At 62.6% G+C, this 19,140-nt stretch carries 16 protein-coding genes; 8 read left to right on the top strand and 8 right to left on the bottom strand.

Annotation, left to right across the window (positions count from 1 at the left end; genetic code table 11):
• The first annotated feature begins 23 nt into the window (after nucleotides 1-23).
• Nucleotides 24-2,345 carry a response regulator gene (locus B0E42_RS23025; RefSeq protein ID WP_018603148.1) on the top strand — a complete coding sequence of 774 codons (2,322 nt, stop codon included), beginning with the start codon at nucleotides 24-26 and terminating at the stop codon, nucleotides 2,343-2,345.
• Here the strand turns inward: B0E42_RS23025 and B0E42_RS23020 are convergent.
• The 3 genes from B0E42_RS23020 to msrB all read right to left on the bottom strand — a co-directional run bounded on the left by B0E42_RS23020 (nucleotide 2,329) and on the right by msrB (nucleotide 3,852).
• Nucleotides 2,329-2,790, bottom strand: a complete 462-nt coding sequence (locus B0E42_RS23020) for a MarR family winged helix-turn-helix transcriptional regulator (RefSeq protein WP_018603147.1) — start codon at nucleotides 2,788-2,790, stop codon at nucleotides 2,329-2,331. The genes B0E42_RS23025 and B0E42_RS23020 overlap by 17 nt on opposite strands.
• Nucleotides 2,787-3,272, bottom strand: coding sequence for a glutathione peroxidase (locus tag B0E42_RS23015; protein ID WP_003199416.1), 486 nt, complete (start codon nucleotides 3,270-3,272; stop codon nucleotides 2,787-2,789). The genes B0E42_RS23020 and B0E42_RS23015 overlap by 4 nt, the downstream gene beginning before the upstream one ends.
• A 184-nt stretch (nucleotides 3,273-3,456) precedes the next feature.
• A complete protein-coding gene (gene msrB / locus B0E42_RS23010; RefSeq protein WP_018603143.1) occupies nucleotides 3,457-3,852 on the bottom strand; it encodes a peptide-methionine (R)-S-oxide reductase MsrB in 396 nt (131 codons plus the stop codon).
• Nucleotides 3,853-4,072: 220 nt separating this feature from the next.
• Here msrB and B0E42_RS23005 point away from each other — a divergent pair, with 220 nt between their 5' ends.
• The 7 genes from B0E42_RS23005 to B0E42_RS31205 all read left to right on the top strand — a co-directional run bounded on the left by B0E42_RS23005 (nucleotide 4,073) and on the right by B0E42_RS31205 (nucleotide 12,262).
• Complete coding sequence (locus tag B0E42_RS23005) at nucleotides 4,073-5,284, top strand: pyridoxal phosphate-dependent aminotransferase (RefSeq protein WP_018603142.1); 1,212 nt, start codon at nucleotides 4,073-4,075, stop codon at nucleotides 5,282-5,284.
• A 302-nt stretch (nucleotides 5,285-5,586) separates the two neighbouring features.
• Nucleotides 5,587-6,474 carry a protease HtpX gene (gene htpX / locus B0E42_RS23000; RefSeq protein ID WP_003183732.1) on the top strand — a complete coding sequence of 296 codons (888 nt, stop codon included), beginning with the start codon at nucleotides 5,587-5,589 and terminating at the stop codon, nucleotides 6,472-6,474.
• Nucleotides 6,475-7,549: 1,075 nt separating this feature from the next.
• Nucleotides 7,550-8,218 (top strand): ABC transporter ATP-binding protein, encoded by a 669-nt coding sequence (locus tag B0E42_RS22990; RefSeq protein WP_046064579.1) that lies wholly within the window; start codon nucleotides 7,550-7,552, stop codon nucleotides 8,216-8,218.
• Nucleotides 8,218-10,686, top strand: coding sequence for an FtsX-like permease family protein (locus B0E42_RS22985; RefSeq protein ID WP_077507625.1), 2,469 nt, complete (start codon nucleotides 8,218-8,220; stop codon nucleotides 10,684-10,686). The genes B0E42_RS22990 and B0E42_RS22985 overlap by 1 nt, the downstream gene beginning before the upstream one ends.
• Nucleotides 10,676-11,749, top strand: a complete 1,074-nt coding sequence (locus tag B0E42_RS22980; protein WP_077507622.1) for a lipocalin-like domain-containing protein — start codon at nucleotides 10,676-10,678, stop codon at nucleotides 11,747-11,749. Before B0E42_RS22985 ends, B0E42_RS22980 begins: the two co-directional genes overlap by 11 nt.
• 65 nt (nucleotides 11,750-11,814) lie before the next feature.
• Nucleotides 11,815-12,057, top strand: coding sequence for a hypothetical protein (locus B0E42_RS22975; RefSeq protein WP_077507619.1), 243 nt, complete (start codon nucleotides 11,815-11,817; stop codon nucleotides 12,055-12,057).
• 31 nt (nucleotides 12,058-12,088) lie between these two features.
• A complete protein-coding gene (locus B0E42_RS31205; protein WP_018608736.1) occupies nucleotides 12,089-12,262 on the top strand; it encodes a hypothetical protein in 174 nt (57 codons plus the stop codon).
• Nucleotides 12,263-12,777: 515 nt separating this feature from the next.
• On the opposite strand, the gene B0E42_RS22970 is transcribed toward B0E42_RS31205, so the two are convergent.
• The 5 genes from B0E42_RS22970 to glcD form a co-directional block, all read right to left on the bottom strand.
• On the bottom strand, nucleotides 12,778-13,296 hold the full coding sequence (locus B0E42_RS22970) for an Hcp family type VI secretion system effector (protein ID WP_018608738.1): 519 nt from the start codon (nucleotides 13,294-13,296) through the stop codon (nucleotides 12,778-12,780).
• A 298-nt stretch (nucleotides 13,297-13,594) separates the two neighbouring features.
• Nucleotides 13,595-14,971: a VOC family protein gene (locus tag B0E42_RS22965; RefSeq protein WP_077507616.1), complete on the bottom strand. Its 1,377-nt coding sequence runs from the start codon at nucleotides 14,969-14,971 to the stop codon at nucleotides 13,595-13,597.
• 88 nt (nucleotides 14,972-15,059) lie between these two features.
• Nucleotides 15,060-16,280 carry a glycolate oxidase subunit GlcF gene (gene glcF / locus B0E42_RS22960; protein ID WP_077507613.1) on the bottom strand — a complete coding sequence of 407 codons (1,221 nt, stop codon included), beginning with the start codon at nucleotides 16,278-16,280 and terminating at the stop codon, nucleotides 15,060-15,062.
• Between the two features lie 161 nt (nucleotides 16,281-16,441).
• Nucleotides 16,442-17,500: a glycolate oxidase subunit GlcE gene (gene glcE / locus B0E42_RS22955; protein ID WP_077507610.1), complete on the bottom strand. Its 1,059-nt coding sequence runs from the start codon at nucleotides 17,498-17,500 to the stop codon at nucleotides 16,442-16,444.
• Nucleotides 17,500-18,999 carry a glycolate oxidase subunit GlcD gene (gene glcD / locus B0E42_RS22950; RefSeq protein WP_077507608.1) on the bottom strand — a complete coding sequence of 500 codons (1,500 nt, stop codon included), beginning with the start codon at nucleotides 18,997-18,999 and terminating at the stop codon, nucleotides 17,500-17,502. Before glcD ends, glcE begins: the two co-directional genes overlap by 1 nt.
• Nucleotides 19,000-19,140: the final 141 nt, after the last annotated feature.

Below are 19,140 nucleotides of genomic sequence, written 5' to 3'. Positions count from 1 at the left end.
AAACGTAAGTGGCTCATCACTCAATGGACATCAGATTCACCCAACGGCTTTCCTACAAGCAGGCCCGCCTGACCGTCCTGGTGGGCTTCGTGCTGGGCACCTTGCTCAGCCTGATGCAGATTGGCATCGATTATGCCAGCGAAGACGCGTCGATCAACCGTGAAATCCTCTCGCTGCTGGAAATCAGCCACAACCCGGCCTCGCGCATCGCCTACAACATCGACGCCGAACTCGCCCAGGAGTTGTCCATGGGCCTGTTGCGCTCACCGGCCATCATCGGGGCCGAGCTGATCGACAACAACAATACCGTGCTGGCCAGCGTCAAGCGGCCCGAGCTGCAAAGCAGCTACCGGTTCATCAGCGACTTCCTGTTCGGCGCCCAGCGGCAGTTCGAGGACCGGCTCTACCTGGATCACTTGCCCAGCGAATCCCTGGGCATGCTGCGACTGGACGTCGACACCTATGCGTTCGGCAGTCGTTTCCTGCGCCGTGCCGAGGTCACCTTGCTCAACGGCTTCGCCCGCAGCCTGATCCTGACCGGCCTGCTGCTGGCGCTGTTCTACGTGATGCTGACCAAGCCCCTGGTGCGGGTCATCCGCGAACTGAGCAGCCGCGACCCGAGCAGCAGCGAACAGAGCCACCTGGAATGCCCTGCCGGCCATCAGTCCGATGAAATCGGCGTGCTGGTGTCCGTCGCCAACCAGCAGTTCGAAAACATCTCCGCCGAAATCCAGCAGCGGCGTACGGCCGAAAATCGCCTCACTGAATACCTGGCGCAACTGGAGAACATCGTCTCGGCACGCACCGCCGAACTCAAGGCCATCAATACCCGCCTCAGCCAGTCCAACGAGGAGCTGGAAGTGGCCCGGCGCACAGCCCTGGACATGGCCGAAGCCCGCTCCGCGTTCCTCGCCAACATGAGCCACGAGATCCGCACACCGCTCAACGGCCTGCTGGGCATGATCGCGCTCTCCCTGGATGGCCCCCTGACGGCCGAACAACAGCAGCAGCTATCGATTGCCCATGACTCGGGCAAGGTATTGGTCGAACTGCTCAACGACATCCTCGACCTGTCGAAATTCGACGCCGGCCAACTGGAACTCGAACGCATTCCGTTCGATCTCGGCTCCCTGGTGGAGGATACCGCCAACCTGCTTTCCCAGAACGCGGCCCCCAGTGTCGAACTGGCGTGCCTGATCGACCCGCAGTTCCCGGCGCAGGTAGTCGGCGACCCGACCCGGGTGCGCCAGATCGTCAGCAACCTGCTGTCCAACGCACTGAAGTTCACGCGCTTCGGTCGGGTCGACGTGAAGATGAGTCATTACGAAGGCGGCGTGCGAATCGAGGTCTGCGACACGGGCATTGGCATTCCCCAGGAAGCCCAGGCGAGAATCCTGCAACCGTTCACCCAGGCTGGCGCCGGGATTACCCGCCAGTTTGGTGGCACCGGCCTGGGCCTGGCATTGACCTACAACCTCTGCGAAGCCATGCAGGGCCGGTTGACGATCAGTTCCGAAGCCGGCTTTGGCAGCCAGTTCTGTGCCGATCTGCCCCTGCCGTGCCATACCCCGGCGACGCCGGTCGAACCGTTGCACGGCAACGTCGTCGCCATCACCGCCAGCAGCAGCGGGCTGGCCGAGTTGCTGGGCATGCTGTTGCCGGGATGGGGCCTGGATTATGTGCAGCGCTCCATCGAGGACAGGTTGCTGGGGCTCACGCCCGACGTACTGATTACCGACTGCCCGGAATGCCTGTTCAACCTGCGGCCGACCTTTGACGCGCCGATCCTGCTGGTGACCGCCTATGGCAGCTTCATGCCCAGCGAGGAAGCCGCCGCCCTCGCCCCGCTGATACAACAGGCCCGGCCGCTGGCGCGCCATGCGCTGTACCAGATTCTGCGACGCGCCATGCAAAGCGAGGCGACCATCATCAATGACGCACAGATCGAAGCCCTGGCGCCTGCCAAGCGTGGACGGGTGCTGCTGGTGGAGGACAACCCGGTCAACCAACTGGTGGCCAAGGGGATGTTGGTGAAGCTGGGCTGCGAAGTCACTGTCGCGGCCCATGGCGTCGAAGCCCTGGATCAACTGGAACAGCGGGTGTTCGACCTGGTGTTGATGGACTGCAACATGCCGGTGATGGATGGTTACGAAGCCAGCCGGCAGATCCGCCGCAGCGGGCGCTGGTCGGACCTGCCGATTGTGGCCCTGACGGCCAACGCGATGCCCGAGGAACGCGAGCGCTGCCGTGCGGCCGGCATGAACGATTACCTGTCCAAGCCGTTCCGCCGCGAAGAACTGGCGGCAGTGCTGGACCAGTGGGTGCCGACTACGTCAGCGCTTTGATCTGGCCCAGCAGGTGATCGAGACCGTCTCGCAACGTTCCGAGGCGGTCCAGGTCAACACCGCTGTCACACAACAGGCGGGCCTTGAGCGGGCCGACCTGCTCACGCAACGCTCGCCCTGCTGCCGACAGGCTCAAGTGCACCTCCCGCTCGTCCCGGGCCGAACGCTGGCGCTGGACCAGGTCCAACTGTTCCAGGCGCTTTAGCAGTGGCGTCAGCGTGCCGGAATCCAGCGCCAAACGCTCACCCAGGGCCTTGACCGTCGGCTGTTGCGGGGCCGTGTCCTGCCATTCCCACAACACCAGCATCACCAGGTATTGCGGATAGGTCAGGCCGAGCTGATCGAGCATTGGCTTGTAGCCACGAATCACCGCACGCGAAGCGGCGTACAGCTTGAAGCACAACTGGCTGTCGAGTTTCAGCGAATCGGCTGACAGGTCATTCATTTGAGCAGCGCTTCGATCTCACCGGTCAGGTCCTGGGGCTTGGTGGTCGGGGCAAAACGCTTGACCACCTGACCGTCCTTGCCGATCAGGAACTTGGTGAAATTCCACTTGATGCCTTTGGACCCCAGCACGCCAGGCGCCCGCTGTTTAAGCTGGACGAACAGGGGATGGGCGTTGGCACCGTTGACCTCGATTTTCTTGAACAGCGGAAAACTCACACCGAAGTTCAGCTCGCAAAACTCGGTAATCGCCCCTTCGTTGCCCGGCTCCTGCTTACCGAACTGATTGCAGGGAAAGCCCAGCACCACCAGGCCCTGGTCCTTGTAGGTCTGCCACAGCGCCTCAAGCCCCTTGTACTGCGGGGTGAACCCGCACTGGCTGGCCGTGTTGACCACCAGCACAGCCTTGCCGGCGAAATCGGCGAGGGTCTTTTGCTCACCCTTGATGGTGGTGCACGGGATGCTCAGCAGGTTGTCGCTCATGGCAAGGCTCCAGATGGGAAGAAGAGGAGCTTGAAGATAGCGAGCAATTAAATTGTATGCAATTTAATTATCGAAAAAACCCACACAACAGACTGTGGGAGCAAGGCTTGCCCGCGATGAAGGCGATGCGGTCTTTCAGAGATCGAGGCGCCCTGTTTCGCGAGCAAGCTTTGCTCCCACTGAATTACCCCCGTGGGACCAGATCCAGGCACACCGAGTTGATGCAGTACCGCAAACCCGTGGGCGGCGGGCCGTCGGGGAAGACGTGGCCCAAGTGGGCGTCGCATCTGGCGCAGACCACCTCGGTGCGAATCATGCCGTGGCTGACGTCCCGCACCTCCACCACCGCGCTGCCCTCGATCGGCGCGTAGAAACTCGGCCAGCCGCAGCCGGAATCGAATTTGGTCTGCGAATCGAACAACGGTTCGTTGCAGCAGATGCAGTGGTACACACCGTCGGTCTTGGTGGCGTTGTATTTACCGGAGAACGGCCGTTCGGTGCCCTTCAATCGACAGACGTTGTACTGCTCCGGGTCGAGCATGGCGTGCCATTCTTCAAGGGTTTTCTCCAACTTTTCCATCGTCCCACCTCGGCAATTGAAAAAGCCCGATCCGACGCTTTTCCGCAGATCGGGCGGCACGTATGATTGCGCCTCGTCAGACGCCAGTCTGGCAGCCACGTCATGCGCATTCAAACGGATTGTGACGCATGTACCGCGCCAGGCCTGGGCAAAGACGCAGGATCCCCAGTACGGCCGTTCATACGCCACCTGGATCGTTCATTTTCGGGAACACATCGCCATGCAGGTCAGCAAATCGAACAAGCTCGCCAACGTCTGCTACGACATTCGCGGCCCGGTGCTCAAGCACGCCAAACGCCTGGAAGAGGAAGGCCATCGCATCCTCAAGCTGAACATCGGCAACCCGGCCCCCTTTGGTTTCGAAGCGCCCGATGAAATCCTCCAGGACGTCATCCGCAACCTGCCGACGGCCCAGGGCTACAGCGACTCCAAGGGCCTGTTCAGTGCCCGCAAGGCCGTGATGCAGTACTACCAGCAGAAGCAGGTCGAAGGGATCGGCATCGAGGACATCTACCTGGGCAACGGCGTGTCCGAGCTGATCGTGATGTCCATGCAGGCCCTGCTCAACAACGGTGACGAAGTGCTGGTGCCGGCACCGGACTATCCGCTGTGGACCGCTGCCGTGAGCCTGTCCGGTGGCAACCCGGTGCATTACCTGTGCGACGAACAGGCCAACTGGTTTCCCGACCTGGCGGACATCAAGGCCAAGATCACGCCCAATACCAAGGCACTGGTGATCATCAACCCGAACAACCCGACCGGCGCCGTGTATTCCAGGGAAGTGCTGCTGGGCATGCTGGAACTGGCCCGCCAGCACAACCTGGTGGTGTTCTCCGACGAGATCTACGACAAGATCCTCTACGACGATGCCGTGCATGTGTGCACCGCGTCCCTGGCGCCAGACCTGCTGTGCCTGACCTTCAACGGCCTGTCCAAGTCCTATCGGGTCGCCGGTTTCCGTTCCGGCTGGATCGCCATCTCCGGGCCCAAGCACCATGCCCAGAGCTACATCGAAGGCATCGACATGCTGGCCAACATGCGCCTGTGTGCCAACGTGCCGAGCCAGCATGCGATCCAGACGGCGCTGGGTGGCTACCAGAGCATCAACGACCTGGTCCTGCCCCAGGGCCGGCTGCTGGAACAGCGCAATCGCACCTGGGAACTGCTCAACGACATCCCCGGCGTCAGTTGTGTCAAGCCGATGGGCGCGCTGTATGCCTTCCCGCGGATCGACCCGAAGGTCTGCCCGATCCACAACGATGAAAAATTCGTCCTCGACCTGCTGCTGTCCGAAAAGCTGCTGGTGGTCCAGGGCACGGCGTTCAACTGGCCGTGGCCGGATCACTTCCGCGTCGTGACCCTGCCGCGGGTCGATGACCTCGACCAGGCCATTGGCCGGATCGGCAACTTCCTCAAGTCCTACCGTCAATAAGCCGGACAGCGTGCGAGGCGTCCTCACCTCGCACGCTGTTTGATTCAGCAACATATCCGTTCTGCCGACCCTGCAAGGCCTTCTACACTACGGGCGGGACCGCCGACGTCCCCCCAGGCTCAACGTTCACGGGGGGCAGGCGTCGTATTTCTTTTCCCCATTCACTTTCAGAAAAGTCTTTCAAACATTTAGGACGCCTGTAGGACACAGTTTGAAATAGTCGGCGAGTTGAATAGCCTGCGGCAGCACCTTATATACCCCGCATAACGCTACATCTTTAGCACGAGGAGATTTTCACAACCATGATGCGCATCCTGCTGTTCTTGGCCACTAACCTGGCGGTCGTGCTGATTGCCAGCATCACCCTGAGCCTCTTCGGCTTCAACGGGTTCATGGCGGCCAATGGGGTTGACCTCAACCTCAATCAGCTGCTGATTTTCTGTGCGGTGTTCGGTTTCGCCGGTTCCCTGTTCTCGCTGTTCATCTCCAAGTGGATGGCGAAGATGAGCACCGGCACCCAGATCATCAGCCAGCCGCGCACGCGTCACGAACAATGGCTGCTGCAGACCGTCGAGCAACTGTCCCGCGAAGCCGGTATCAAGATGCCGGAAGTCGGGATCTTCCCGGCCTACGAGGCCAACGCCTTCGCCACCGGCTGGAACAAGAACGACGCACTGGTCGCCGTCAGCCAGGGGTTGCTCGAGCGGTTCTCGCCCGATGAAGTCAAGGCCGTGCTGGCCCACGAGATCGGCCACGTCGCCAACGGCGATATGGTGACCCTGGCGCTGATCCAAGGCGTGGTGAACACCTTCGTGATGTTCTTCGCCCGCATCATCGGCAACTTCGTCGACAAGGTGATCTTCAAGAACGAAGAAGGCCAGGGCATCGCCTACTACGTGGCGACCATCTTCGCCGAGCTGGTACTGGGCATCCTCGCCAGCGCCATCGTCATGTGGTTCTCGCGCAAGCGCGAGTTCCGCGCCGACGACGCCGGTGCACGCCTGGCCGGCACCAGTGCCATGATCGGTGCCCTGCAGCGCCTGCGCGCCGAGCAAGGCTTGCCGGTGCACATGCCCGACACCCTGAATGCCTTTGGCATCAACGGTGGCATCAAGCAGGGCCTGGCTCGCATGTTCATGAGCCACCCGCCGCTGGAAGAGCGTATTGACGCACTGCGTCGTCGGGGTTGATCGCCGGGCTCAAAAAACCCGCAGTAATGTTGTTCACTTAGAAAAAACGGCGCTTCTTTCAGAAATGGGAAGCGCCGTTTTTTTTGGTTTTGTTGTTTTGGTGTGTATATCCGTTATTTAGGTAACGGCTGCTTATGGTTCCGCTCTTACAGCGGCTCACTTTTGAGAAGCGCAAAAGTAAGCAAAACGCTTCATGCCCCACCACTTGGTGCCTCGCTTAGGCTCGGCATGCCCTCACTCCGGCATTGCTCCGTGGGCCGCCGCGAAGGGCCATCCATGGCCCAGCGCGGCTAACCCGGCATCCATGCCGGGTTGCCCACTGCGCAATGCCTGCGTTCGGCCAGCGTGGTTAACGGGGCGCCGAGATCAACGTCCAAAGCAAGAGCAAGAGCAAGAGCAAGAGCAAGAGCGGGGCATATGCCGGCAACTATGTGGCTGAGCCACCGCTATCGCGAGCAGGCTCGCTCCCACATTGGGTCTTCAGAAGCCACAAACTTTATGTACACCGCAGCCCCCTTGTGGGAGCGAGCCTGCTCGCGATAACGTCGGCACATCCACCATCACTGCAAACTGATCTACCGCCTTCGCGAGCAAGCCCGCTCCCACAGTAGAAACGCGGTCCCACCAAGAACCAGGTCGGCTATAAGGCCGCCTCGCGGTGGACGTTGATCTCGGACGCCCCGTTAACCACGCTGGCCGAACGCAGGCATTGTGCAGTGGGCATCCCGGCATGGATGCCGGGATAGCCGCGCTGGGCCATGGATGGCCCTTCGCGGCGGGCCCACGGAGCAATGCCGGAGTGAGGGCATGCCGAGCCTAGGCGAGGCACCGAGTGGTGGGGCAGAAGCGCTTTGGTTACTTTCGACTGGGCCGGCTTCCGGGCTTTTCGAAAGTGACCCGCCGTCAGGGCGGAACCATAAGTCGCCGTTACCGCAGCAACGGATATACACCCCCACCCGACGAGCAAATACCAAGGCTCGCCAGCGGCATGGGGGACGCACAGCAGTATTGGCCGATGGGGCCAGCCCCTCAACTCCGCTATCCTGACCCCCACGTTCTTTCATCGAGCCTTTTCATGCTTGAAGTCCGCGATGTTTTCAAAAGCTACCCCACGCCCCAAGGCCCATTACCGGTGCTGCAAGGCATCGACCTGACGCTGATGCCCGGTAGCAGCCTGGCGCTGATGGGAGAGTCAGGCAGCGGCAAGAGCACTCTGCTGCACCTGGTCGCTGGGCTGGACAAGGTCGATCGCGGCAGCATTCGCAGTGGCGAGTATCGGCTCGATGGCATGAGTGAAAGCCAGTTGGCGAATTGGCGACGCACGGAAATCGGCCTGGTGTTTCAACAGTTCAACCTCATCAGCAGCTTGTCGGTGGAGGACAACCTGGCGTTCCAGGCGCGTCTGTGCGGCCGTTATGACGCAGCGTGGCAAGCCCATCTGGTGCAGCGGCTCGGGCTTTCAGCGCTGTTGCGGCGTTATCCCGAGCAACTGTCCGGCGGCCAGCAACAGCGGGTGGCGCTGGGGCGGGCGTTGGCCTCGCGACCGCCCTTGTTGCTGGCCGATGAACCCACCGGCAGCCTCGACGAAGCCACCAGCGACGAAGTCCTGCAACTGCTGCTGGAACTGCTGGAGGGCAGCCCCACCAGCCTGCTGATGGTGACCCACAGTCCACGGGTGGCGGCTCGCCTGGCCCAGCGCGTGGTGTTGCACGGCGGGCAGTTGGCGCAGGTGGCCCAGGGGTGATGATTTTTCGCCAGACCCTCAAGGCCCTGCTCAGCCATTGGCGCCAGCACCCGGTGCAATTCTTCAGCGTGCTGACTGGCCTGTGGTTGGCCACCAGCCTGCTCACCGGCGTACAAGCGCTGAACAGTCAGGCCCGGGACAGCTACGCCCGGGCCAGCCAACTGATCGGCGGTGAACCCCAGGCCAGCCTCAGTGCACCCGGTGGCGGCACCTTCCCTCAGCAATGGTTTGTCGAGCTGCGGCGCCAGGGCTGGCCGGTGTCGCCAGTGTTGCAGGCTCGGGTGCTGCTCAAGGACCACGAGGATCAGCGCCTGCAACTGATGGGCATCGACCCGGTGTCGCTGCCGCCCGGTACCGCGCTGGCGGGGCAGGCGCGGGAGATGACCGAGGTGGTGGCGTTCTTTACCGACCCCGGCCGTACCTGGATCGCCCCGCAAACCTTGCAAGCCCTGGGGCTGACCGAGGGTGACCGACCCCAGAGCGTCGATGGACAATCCCTGCCACCGCTGCATGCCCAGGAGGACATGGCGCCGGGCGTGCTGTTGATGGACATCGGTTTTGCCCAACAGGTACTCGGGTTGCCGGAGCAACTGTCGCGACTGTTGTTGCCCGCCACGTTCAGCGCCGCATTACCGGAAGCGTTCAACGGTCGCCTGCAACTCAAGCACGCCGATGAAGAAAACAACCTGTCGCGCCTGACCGAAAGTTTTCACCTGAACCTCGATGCCTTGGGGTTTTTATCCTTTGTGGTGGGGCTGTTCATCGTTCACGCGGCCATCGGCCTGGCCCTGGAACAACGCCGCAGTCTGTTGCGGACCCTGCGCGCCTGTGGCGTCAGTGCGCGGGTGCTGGTCAGCAGCCTGACCATCGAACTGGGCGCGTTGGCCTTGCTGGGCGGGATCGCCGGGGTGCTCAGCGGCTATTGGCTGGCGAGCCTATTGTTGCCCGATGTCGCGGCGAGCCTGCGGGGTTTGTACGGCGCCGAAGTGGCCGGGCACTTGAACCTCAGCCCGTGGTGGTGGTTCAGCGGTGTCGGCCTGAGCCTGCTCGGTGCACTGCTGGCCGGCGCTGACAGCCTGCTGCGCGCGGCGCGCCTGCCCTTGCTGGCGCTGGCCAACCCCCAGGCCTGGCATCAGGCCCATGCCCGCTGGCTGCGACGCCAGGGGTGGGTGGCGACAGTGGCGGTGTTGATTGGCGCATCGGCGTTGATCTGGGGCGACAGCCTGGCCAGCGGTTTTGTCCTAATGACGGCCTTGTTGCTGGGCGCGGCGCTGGCCTTGCCGGTGTTGCTCAACAGTGCGCTGAAGCGGTTGTTGAGTCGCAGCCGTTCGGTGCTCGGGCAGTGGTTTCTTGCCGATTGCCGCCAGCAATTGCCGACGCTGAGCCTGGCGTTGATGGCCTTGTTGCTGGCGCTGGCGGCGAACATCGGCGCTGGCAGCATGACCGCCGGTTTTCGCCAGACGTTCAGCAATTGGCTCGAACAACGGTTGACCGCCGAGTTGTACATCAACCCGCAAACCCCGGCCCAGGCAAACGAACTGCACACCTGGCTCAAGCAGCAACCGGCGATCACTGCCGTCGTTCCCCTCTGGCAAGTCTCGGTCCCGTTGCAGGGCTGGCCGACGGACATCCACGGCATCATCGATCACCCCCACTATCGACAGCATTGGCCGCTGCTGGAATCGGCCGGCGACAAGCCGTGGGAGCAACTGGCCGCCGCCGACACCCTCATGCTCAGCGAACAACTGGCACGGCGTCTCAAGGTGAGCATCGGTGATCAGTTGACCCTGTCGACGCCGCAGGGGCCATGGGCACTGCGTATCGTTGGGATCTACGCCGACTACGGCAATCCCAAGGGCCATGTGCTGGTCAACGCCGACCACTTGCTGGCGCACTGGCCGAACCTGACGCCGAACCGTTTCAACCTGCGCATCGAACCGTCCGCGATCCCGGCGCTACTGACAGCGTTGCAAGGCCGGTTCAGCCTGGATGACAGCCGCATCGTCGACCAGGCCCGGCTCAAGGGCTGGTCGACCCAGGTGTTCGAACGCACCTTCGCCGCCACCGCCGCCCTCAACAGCCTGACCCTGGCGGTGGCCGGGGTGGCGTTGTTCATCAGCCTGCTGACCCAGAGCCAGAGTCGCCTCGGTCAGTTGGCGCCGCTGTGGGCGCTGGGGGTGACGCGTCGGCAGTTGATGCTGCTCAACCTCGGCCAGACCTGGCTGCTGGCGTTGCTGACATTGGTCCTGGCGTTGCCGCTGGGCATCGCCCTGGCCTGGTGCCTGGACACGGTGATCAACGTGCAGGCCTTCGGTTGGCGCCTGCCGTTGCGGGTGTTCCCGTTGCAACTGGTGCAGTTGCTGGCCCTGGCGATGCTCGCCACGCTACTGGCATCGGCCTGGCCGCTGTATGCGCTGTACCGCACGCAGCCGGCGGATTTGCTGAGGACCTTTGCCCATGAAGATTAGAGTCGGCGTGTTGTTACTGCTGGCGTTGCTCAGCGGTTGTGATGACTCCGCGCCAGCGCAAAAAGGCTTTGCCGGCCTCGGCGACCAAGCTGTCGCGTTCACGCCGGTTGTGCCTGGGCGGGTGTTCAGTTTCCCCGCCGACCATGGCCTTCATGACGGTTTTCGCATCGAGTGGTGGTACGTCACCGCCAATCTCAAGGACGCCCAGGGGCATGAGTTCGGCGTGCAATGGACGTTGTTTCGCAGCGCCTTGAATGCCGCGCCCCAGGCCGGTGGCTGGCGCAACCAGACCATCTGGCTCGGCCACGCGGCGGTCACCTCCGCCACCGTGCACCATGCCGCCGAGCGTTATGCCCGAGGCGGGGTTGGGCAGGCCGGGGTGCAGGCGCTGCCCTTCAAAGCCTGGATCGACGATTGGCAATTCGGTACCCAGGCTTCAGGGGCCGAGCCGTTGGCGGACATGCAATTGAAGGCGCGCGACCCACGCTTCAGCTATGCATTGCGGCTGACGTCGAGCCGGCCGCTGGTGTTGCAGGGCGAGCAAGGTTTCAGCCAGAAATCCGAACAGGGGCAGGCGTCGTACTACTACAGCCAGCCGTTCTTCCAGGCCAGCGGTGAATTGGAAATCGATGGCCAGCGTTACACGGTCAGCGGCCCGGCCTGGCTCGACCGCGAATGGAGCAGCCAGCCCCTGACCGCAAACCAGACCGGCTGGGACTGGTTTTCCCTGCACCTGGACAACGGCGAGCACCTGATGCTCTACCGCATGCGCCATAAGGAGGGCGCGCCGTATCTCACCGGCACCTGGATCGACGCCCAGGGCCAAGCGCAAACCCTGCACGCCGGGGAAATCAGCCTCGTGCCCCAGGACACCGCCAAGGTCGCCGGGCGCTCGATGCCGATAGGCTGGGCGATCAAGATCCCCAGCAAACAACTCGACATCACCCTCCACGCGCTCAATCCCAATGCCTGGATGAACCTGCGCATTCCCTATTGGGAAGGACCGGTGGGACTGCGTGGCAACCAGGGCGGCACCGGTTACCTGGAAATGACCGGCTACTGAGCATCGCCGGAACTCCCCGCGAACGTCGACCCTCATAGTTTATGAATGTCTCGCAGGAGCCCGTCATGAGCGATGACCTCAAACTTGCGTCGCTGGCCGATTGGCAGCGATTGTTCGACGACAAGGCCTACTGGCAGCAGTCCCCCGATGCCCACTTCACCGAGCTGATGCGGGTGGCCAATGACCTGTTCGGCCAGGGCGCCATCGACCTGGCGCAGTGGCAGGCCTTGAAGACCAAGGCCGAGCAACTGCACCAGCGCTCTCCGGATGCCAACGTCGCTGAAGAAGTCGCCGACCCTGACGCCTGACCTCAGGCCTGAAAGATTCAAGGAGTTCGCCATGCAGCACCGCCCCGATCAACCCCGGGAAAACCCCGACGCCCCGGCATTGCCCGGTGAAGTGGAGCGCGATAACGATGCCTTGCGGCCCAATGACCCGGCCAAGCGCAAACAACAGCACGGCGACCCTGAGGCAGGGGATACCGATGCGCAGAAAACCGGTCGACGTGGCTGAGGTTTGTCACGTCGACCGGCATTAAAAAAGTTTTTAATGCCTGTTTAATTTTCCTACATGGATAACGTTTTTGTATTTGTCCATGTTTTGTATCAGGGTTTACGCCGCTAGCGCAGGAGTTGCCATCCAAACACTGTGGCGTGGGAGCTTGCATCCCGCTGGATGCGAAGAAGATATGTGTACGCTGCGTAGGAGCTGTCGAGTGCAACGAGGCTGCGATCTTGCCCCAGGCACTTGAGTCCCAAGCGAAAGATCAAAAGATCGCAGGCTTCGCCAGCTCCTACAGAAATATGAAAGGCTTCAATGTTAAACAATTATTTAAACAGGCTCGCGGACATATTCTGAAAGTTCCATTATTATTATTCGCGTTCGCCCAGTGTCAGGCTCTTTACCAGTGCATGGATTGCCGAGGCCATCGCACTGGGCGAACACCACCCTGAATCAACAACTATCGATTATTTTCAACTGCACATCGACCCGCAGAATTGGCCGATGCGTGAGTGGTTACCTCCGATTCAACCAGCGGCCGGCGAGCGCCAGTCATCGGAGCCCGAGGTGCCGCTGACTTCGTGGGTCCAAGTGATTTTGCGATATGTGAAGTGCACGTCCTCCAGATGGGTGAAGTGTGAGTTTTCTGGGTTCTGGCAGTTGAGCATGTAGTCCTTGATATCGACGATGATCGCGTCCTCCAACGTGGTGGTGTAGTAGTGCTCTTGGCTGCCTGCGGCCGAAGTGCGGTACCACTGGATCTTGACTTCCTTCAGCCGTTCGCCGCTCGTTAGGGCGACCTGAAGCAGTGGCGAAGCTTTGTCGAATACCTTGGTGATGATCAGGGGTTTGTGTATGCGCTGACCGGTTGGCTGGCCGGACTGCGGATCGCGAGGGATGGTCACTTGGTGCTCGAAAGCCTGCACCATGACCTGATCTTCATGACCCTCTTGGTAGGTGTTGCCCACTGAATCGGCGGTAAACGCACCGGCGGTGATCAGACCTTGTTTGGTGCCCTCAACGGACATGTACGCGGGAGTTGCCAATGGATGCTCTCCTTCCTGGATAACGATAGGACCTGGGACGGGAGTCGCCCCGAGGTGGCCTCACGGATATCAAGAGCTATGCCATCTTTTAAAAACCTATATATATCAATAGGTTGATCTTATATCGGGAAGCGTCTCCCTGCAGGCAAGCGAGAAAGCGCTCAAAGGCTTGCCCGGCCCATTGCAGCTCCTCGCGACCCGATCAGACACCGCGATACCCGAGCCGGGTGGCCAAGAAAGGCGCGCCGCGCGCACGCCTCTCAGGCAGTTTTTTGCCGTTTTGTCCTTCGGCTTATTCCTACACGCCCAATGCAGCCCTGCACTCATCGATGGAGCGCTGTTGTGTCTGGGCGTACAAACCCAGTTCATCAATGGTTGCTCGTCCCAACGCCTCTTCGAAGGCCTGGCGATTGGACTGGCCGGCAAAATGACTCTGGGCGGCATCGCCGAGGTTCGACTGGAAAATACCGGCGGCGCTGACGGGGAGGAAGTCCTCGTACACCAAGGGTTCGGCGCGCAGGTATTGCTGCTCGAGCAAGTGCTCCAGGGAGGCCGCTTGTTCAAGTGTGCCCTTGGCGGCGAAGCCCTCGGGCGTGACGAAATAGCGGAAGTACGCCAATGCCTGTCGGCGCAGTTCGTCGTGGTTGTCAGGGAATTCGACAAAGTGTTCGGCCATCAGCCGGTTGTAGCGTTCGGCGTTGGCTTCGTTGGGAAACTCTCCCAGCGCGTCGCGCGCGGCGTTCAGCAATTGATCGTAGAGCGCGCGGCCCTTGGGCGTGAGGGCCGCGCCGCGTTGCTCGATTTCGCCGAAGCGGGCGCTGTGGCTGCCTTGGGGCTGGGTCTGGTCGGTGAAGGCGACGGGTTCGTCGAGTGCCTTGAAACTGGTCTGGCGCAGCAGGATTGGGCATTGGCGACGGGGTGGGCCTTCGATCACGGCCTTGGGGGTAATGCCGTGCACGGGCATACGGGCCTGGACGATGTCGATGTCCAGGGTACGCGGTGTCAGGTGATTGATGTGCGGGCCCTTGAACGCCACCACGTCGGCGATCAGGCGATGTTGGGCGCTCAGTTGCCGGTACTGTTCGGCGGTGACGGTGGCGCTGTGGTGCCAGCGAAAGGTTTCCAGAGCCTGTAGGACGAAGTCCTCAGCCTGGGATTCGCTCAGGCCACCCTGGTGTTCGGCCAGCTCAATGAGCTCAAGGGCCCTGGGGGTGAAGATCTGTCGTTTGTCCAACACCAACTCGGCAAAGGCCCGAAGCTCGGCGTTCTCGATCAGTTCCAGGCGCAGCAGCGAGGTAAACACCCGGAACGGACTGACCTGCAACGCGCTTTCGTGCACGGCGCGGAAGGCGGTGGAATGCACCGGCACCCCGGCAGGCGTGAGGTCGTAGTAGCCCACCGGCTGCATGCCCATGACCGCGAACAGACGCCCCAGGGTCGCCAGCTCGGCGGCGGTGCCGACGCGGATCGCGCCGTGGCGTTCCAGGTCCAGGCGCCCGAGTTCGCCGGTGCTGCGCAGGTGTGCGGCCAGGACCGGGTCTTCGGCCAGCACTTGGGCGTTGGTGTGTTCCACCAGCTTCATCAGCGCGCCATACAGCGGCACCTCGTCGCGGTACATGTCGGACATCGCTCTGGAGAAGCGTTGGCGGATCAGGTCGGGGCTGACGAAGCTCATCGTAAGAATTCCTGGCGAGGGCTGTGGGAAAGTTGGACGAAAGATCGCAGCCTTCGCCGGCCCCGGCAAACGAAGAATCTTCAGGACTTCATTCTGCCAGGGACTGATCCACCAGCTCGATCCAGTGCCGCACGGGCGTGCGACCGGCGCCGTCGAGGTGGTTCTGGCAGCCGACGTTGGCGGTGACGATCAGCTCCGGCTGGCCGCTTTCCAGCGCATTGAGGCGGTTGTCGCGCAATTGCCGCGCCAGGGCGGGCTGGGTCAGCGAATAGGTGCCGGCCGAGCCGCAACACAAATGGCCGTCGGGCACCTCGGTGAGGTTGAAACCCAGTCGCGTCAGCAGCGCCTCGATGCTGCCGCCGAGTTTCTGCGCGTGCTGCAAGGTGCAGGGGCAATGCACGGCAATCCGCTGGTTCCTGGCCGCGCAGATCTGTTCCAGCGGTTCTTTGCCGAGCACTTGCACCAGGTCCAGCGCCCGTTCGCTTACTTGTCTGGCCTTGGCGGCATAGTTGGGGTCATGTTCCAGCAGGTGCCCGTAGTCCTTGATGAACGCGCCGCAGCCGCTGGCCGTCTGGACGATGGCTTCAGCACCGTTTTCCAAGTGCGGCCACCAGGCGTCGATGTTCTGTCGGGCGCGGTCCAGCCCGGTGGCCTGGGCATCGAGGTGATAATCCAGCGCACCGCAGCAGCCGGCCTGCGCACAAGGGATCACGCTGACGCCGAGTCGATCCAGCACCCGCGCTGCCGAGGCATTGGTGTTGGGCGACAGGCCCGGTTGCACGCAACCTTCGAGCATCAACACCGTACGCCGATGCCGCGGAGGCGGGCGCTCGCCGTGAGGCGGGGAAGGGCGGGGCAACTTCGCGGTCAGGTTCGTCGACAGCAGCGCACGGAACACTGTCCCAAGGCGCAGCAAGGCTTTGAACCGCTCGGGGTTGGAAGCCAGGCTTCGCAGCCCCAGGCGCAGCGCCCGTTGGCCGGCGGGGCGCGGTACGGCGTGATCGACCACCGCCCGGCCGATGTCCAGCAGGTTGTGGTAATCCACGCCGGACGGGCAGGTGGTCTCGCAGTTGCGACACGACAGGCAGCGATCCAGGTGCAGTTGGGTGCTGGCCGTCGCCGGCTGGCCTTCAAGCACCTGCTTGATCAGGTAGATGCGTCCGCGCGGGCCGTCCAGTTCATCGCCGAGCAATTGGTAAGTGGGGCAGGTGGCATTGCAGAAACCGCAATGCACGCAACTGCGCAGGATCCGTTCGGCTTCTTCGGCGCGGGGCAGATTTTTGCTTTCCTCACTGAACCGAGTCTGCATAGGTAGTGTCCTGTATCACAAATGCTGTTTCTTTTTGACGGCGTCTGTTGTCGTCATGCTGCGTTGCCGCTCCTCGCCATAGCGGGCTATGACTCGTCGCGGCGCCTTGCCTGACGACAACAGCCACTCGTCAAAAAGGAACGCATTTGCGACACAGGACACTAGAACTCCGGGTACATCCGCCCAGGATTGAACAGCCCCAGGGGATCGAGCTGGGCCTTGAGTTGCCGGTGATAGCGCAGCAGCGCCGGAGCCAGCGGCTGGAACGGCGTGTCGCTGGCCCCCTGACGATAGCAGGTGGCATGGCCGCCGACTTCATGGGCCAGGGCTTGCACCGTGTCGGCCTCGGTTTTCAACCAGCGTTGGGCGCCGGCCCAGTCGATCAACTGCGCCCCGGGCAGGGCGAGCGGCCCGGTATGGTTGGGTAACGACAGACGCCACAGCGGCAAGCCTTCATCGAAGAAGGCCAGCTGATGTTCATTGAGTGCCGTCCAGTATTGATCGTCGATCACCTCGCCACCGAAACGCTGATGAGCGGCACTGACCGAGCCTTCGCCACCCTCCAGGCGCAGGTGCAGGCAGTCGCCGTCATGGCTGGCGGCGCTGATGGGCAGCGGCTGACGACCCCATTCGGCGAGTTTTTCCAGGGCCTCGGCGCTGTCCAGTTCCAGGCGGATACTCAGGCTGTGACGGGGTTTGGGCAGGACCTTCAAGGAGACTTCGGTGATCACCCCCAGGCAACCGAAACTGCCGGCCAACAGGCGCGAGAGATCGTAGCCGGCGACGTTTTTCATCACCTCGCCGCCGAAACGCAGCAACGCGCCGTGGCCACTGATCAGGCGTGTGCCTAGGACAAAGTCGCGCACCGAACCGGCCCATGGGCGACGCGGCCCCGACAGCCCGGCGGCGACCATGCCGCCGACCGTGGCGTCGTCGCCAAATGTTGGCGGTTCGCAGGGCAGCCGCTGGCCGGCGGCGTCGAGGGCGGCAAGCAGTTCCCGCAGCGGGGTGCCGGCCCGGGCCGTGATGACCAGTTCGGTGGGGTCGTAGTGGACGATGCCACGATGGACGCGGGTGTCCAGCACTTCGCCGGCCACTTCGCGCCCCAGGAAGGCCTTGCTGTTCGAACCCTGGATACGCAGCGGCGTGGCGTTGGCCCGGGCGCGATTGACCTGTTCGAGCAGCAGGTCGCTGGCGTCCTGGTCGGCTTCGCGGCTCATCAGAAACGCTCCAGTTCGGGAAACGGCAGTTGCCCGCCATGGATGTGCATGGCACCGAATTCAGCGCAGCGGTGCAGGGTCGGGATGTTCTTGCCGGGGTTGAGCAGGCCTTGGGGATCGAACGCTGCCTTTACCGCGTGGAACAGGTTCAGTTCGTCGCTGTTGAATTGCGTGCACATCTGATTGATTTTTTCCCGGCCCACACCGTGTTCGCCAGTGATGCTGCCGCCCACCTGGACACACAGTTCGAGGATTTTCCCGCCCAGGGTTTCGGCGCGCTCCAGTTCGCCGGGCTGGTTGGCATCGAACAGGATCAGCGGGTGCATGTTGCCGTCACCGGCGTGAAAGACGTTGGCGACGCGCAGGCCATGCTCGACACCGAGGCTGGCGATGCGCTGCAGCACCTCGGGCAAGGCGCGTCGCGGGATGGTGCCGTCCATGCAGTAATAATCCGGCGCCAGGCGACCCACCGCCGGGAAGGCGTTCTTGCGCCCGGCCCAGAAGCGCAGCCGTTCGGCCTCGTCCCGCGCCTGGCGCACCTCGGTGGCACCGGCCTGCTCCAACACCTGGCGGACCCGTTCGCAATCGTCATGGACATCGGCCTCGACCCCGTCCAGTTCACACAGCAGGATCGCTTCGGCTTCCACGGGATAGCCGGCGTGGATGAAGTCCTCGGCGGCGCGGATCGCCAGGTTGTCCATCATTTCCAGGCCGCCGGGGATGATCCCGGCGGCGATGATGTCGGCCACCGCTCGCCCGGCCTTGTCCACCGAATCGAAACTGGCCAGCAGCACCTTGGCGACCTGGGGCCGGGGCAGCAGTTTGACCGTCACTTCGGTGATCACCCCCAGCAAACCTTCGGAACCGGTGAACAGTGCCAGCAGGTCCAGGCCCGGCGAATCCAGGGCTTCGCTGCCCAGGGTCAGGCGTTCGCCTTCGACGGTGAGGATTTCCAGTTTCAACAGGTTATGCACCGTCAGGCCGTACTTGAGGCAGTGCACGCCGCCGGCGTTTTCCGCGACATTGCCGCCGATGGAACAGGCGATCTGCGACGAGGGATCTGGTGCGTAATACAGCCCGAACGGTGCCGCCGCCTGGGAGATCGCCAGGTTGCGTACACCGGGCTGAAGCCGCGCGGTGCGGGCGTCGGGGTCGATGTGCAGGATCTGGTTGAACCGCGCCATCACCAGCAACACGCCACTTTCCAGGGGCAGGGCGCCGCCGGACAGACCGGTCCCGGCGCCCCTGGCGACCACCGGCACATTCTGTCCATGGCAGAGCGTGAGCAGCGCCTGCACCTGCTCGACTCGCCTGGGCAATACCACCAGCAGGGGCGTGGTGCGGTAGGCCGACAGGCCATCGCATTCATAGGGCTTGAGGTCTTCCTCGCGGTGCAGGATCTCCAGGTCTGGAATCTGTGTCTGCAAGGTGTGAAGCAGGGCTTGTTTGTCCACCTTGGGCAAGGGGCCGTCGAGGTGTTCGTCGTAGAGGATGTTCATGAAGTCGATACCCTGTAGGAGCTGACGAGTGTAACGAGGCTGCGATCTTTCCCCTGGCGATTGAGTCTTGAGCGAAAGACCCTATAGATCAAGATCAAAAGATCGCAGCCTGCGGCAGCTCCTACGGAGCCCCGCACAGGG

The organism is Pseudomonas sp. A25(2017), from assembly GCF_002001065.1.
GTDB lineage: Bacteria > Pseudomonadota > Gammaproteobacteria > Pseudomonadales > Pseudomonadaceae > Aquipseudomonas > Aquipseudomonas kilonensis.
This window is presented reverse-complemented; position numbering and strand designations above follow the sequence as displayed.

Bases quoted from the DNA above. Each gene is read 5' to 3' on its own strand.
- htpX (WP_003183732.1), top strand. From the start codon at position 5,587: ATGATGCGCATCCTGCTGTTCTTGGCCACTAACCTGGCGGTCGTGCTG.
- B0E42_RS22990 (WP_046064579.1), top strand. From the start codon at position 7,550: ATGCTTGAAGTCCGCGATGTTTTCAAAAGCTACCCCACGCCCCAAGGC.
- glcE (WP_077507610.1), bottom strand. From the start codon at position 17,500: ATGAGCCGCGAAGCCGACCAGGACGCCAGCGACCTGCTGCTCGAACAG.
- glcF (WP_077507613.1), bottom strand. From the start codon at position 16,280: ATGCAGACTCGGTTCAGTGAGGAAAGCAAAAATCTGCCCCGCGCCGAA.
- B0E42_RS22965 (WP_077507616.1), bottom strand. From the start codon at position 14,971: ATGAGCTTCGTCAGCCCCGACCTGATCCGCCAACGCTTCTCCAGAGCG.
- B0E42_RS23020 (WP_018603147.1), bottom strand. From the start codon at position 2,790: ATGAATGACCTGTCAGCCGATTCGCTGAAACTCGACAGCCAGTTGTGC.
- B0E42_RS22975 (WP_077507619.1), top strand. From the start codon at position 11,815: ATGAGCGATGACCTCAAACTTGCGTCGCTGGCCGATTGGCAGCGATTG.
- B0E42_RS23025 (WP_018603148.1), top strand. From the start codon at position 24: ATGGACATCAGATTCACCCAACGGCTTTCCTACAAGCAGGCCCGCCTG.
- B0E42_RS22985 (WP_077507625.1), top strand. From the start codon at position 8,218: ATGATTTTTCGCCAGACCCTCAAGGCCCTGCTCAGCCATTGGCGCCAG.
- B0E42_RS31205 (WP_018608736.1), top strand. From the start codon at position 12,089: ATGCAGCACCGCCCCGATCAACCCCGGGAAAACCCCGACGCCCCGGCA.
- B0E42_RS23015 (WP_003199416.1), bottom strand. From the start codon at position 3,272: ATGAGCGACAACCTGCTGAGCATCCCGTGCACCACCATCAAGGGTGAG.
- glcD (WP_077507608.1), bottom strand. From the start codon at position 18,999: ATGAACATCCTCTACGACGAACACCTCGACGGCCCCTTGCCCAAGGTG.
- B0E42_RS23005 (WP_018603142.1), top strand. From the start codon at position 4,073: ATGCAGGTCAGCAAATCGAACAAGCTCGCCAACGTCTGCTACGACATT.
- B0E42_RS22980 (WP_077507622.1), top strand. From the start codon at position 10,676: ATGAAGATTAGAGTCGGCGTGTTGTTACTGCTGGCGTTGCTCAGCGGT.
- msrB (WP_018603143.1), bottom strand. From the start codon at position 3,852: ATGGAAAAGTTGGAGAAAACCCTTGAAGAATGGCACGCCATGCTCGAC.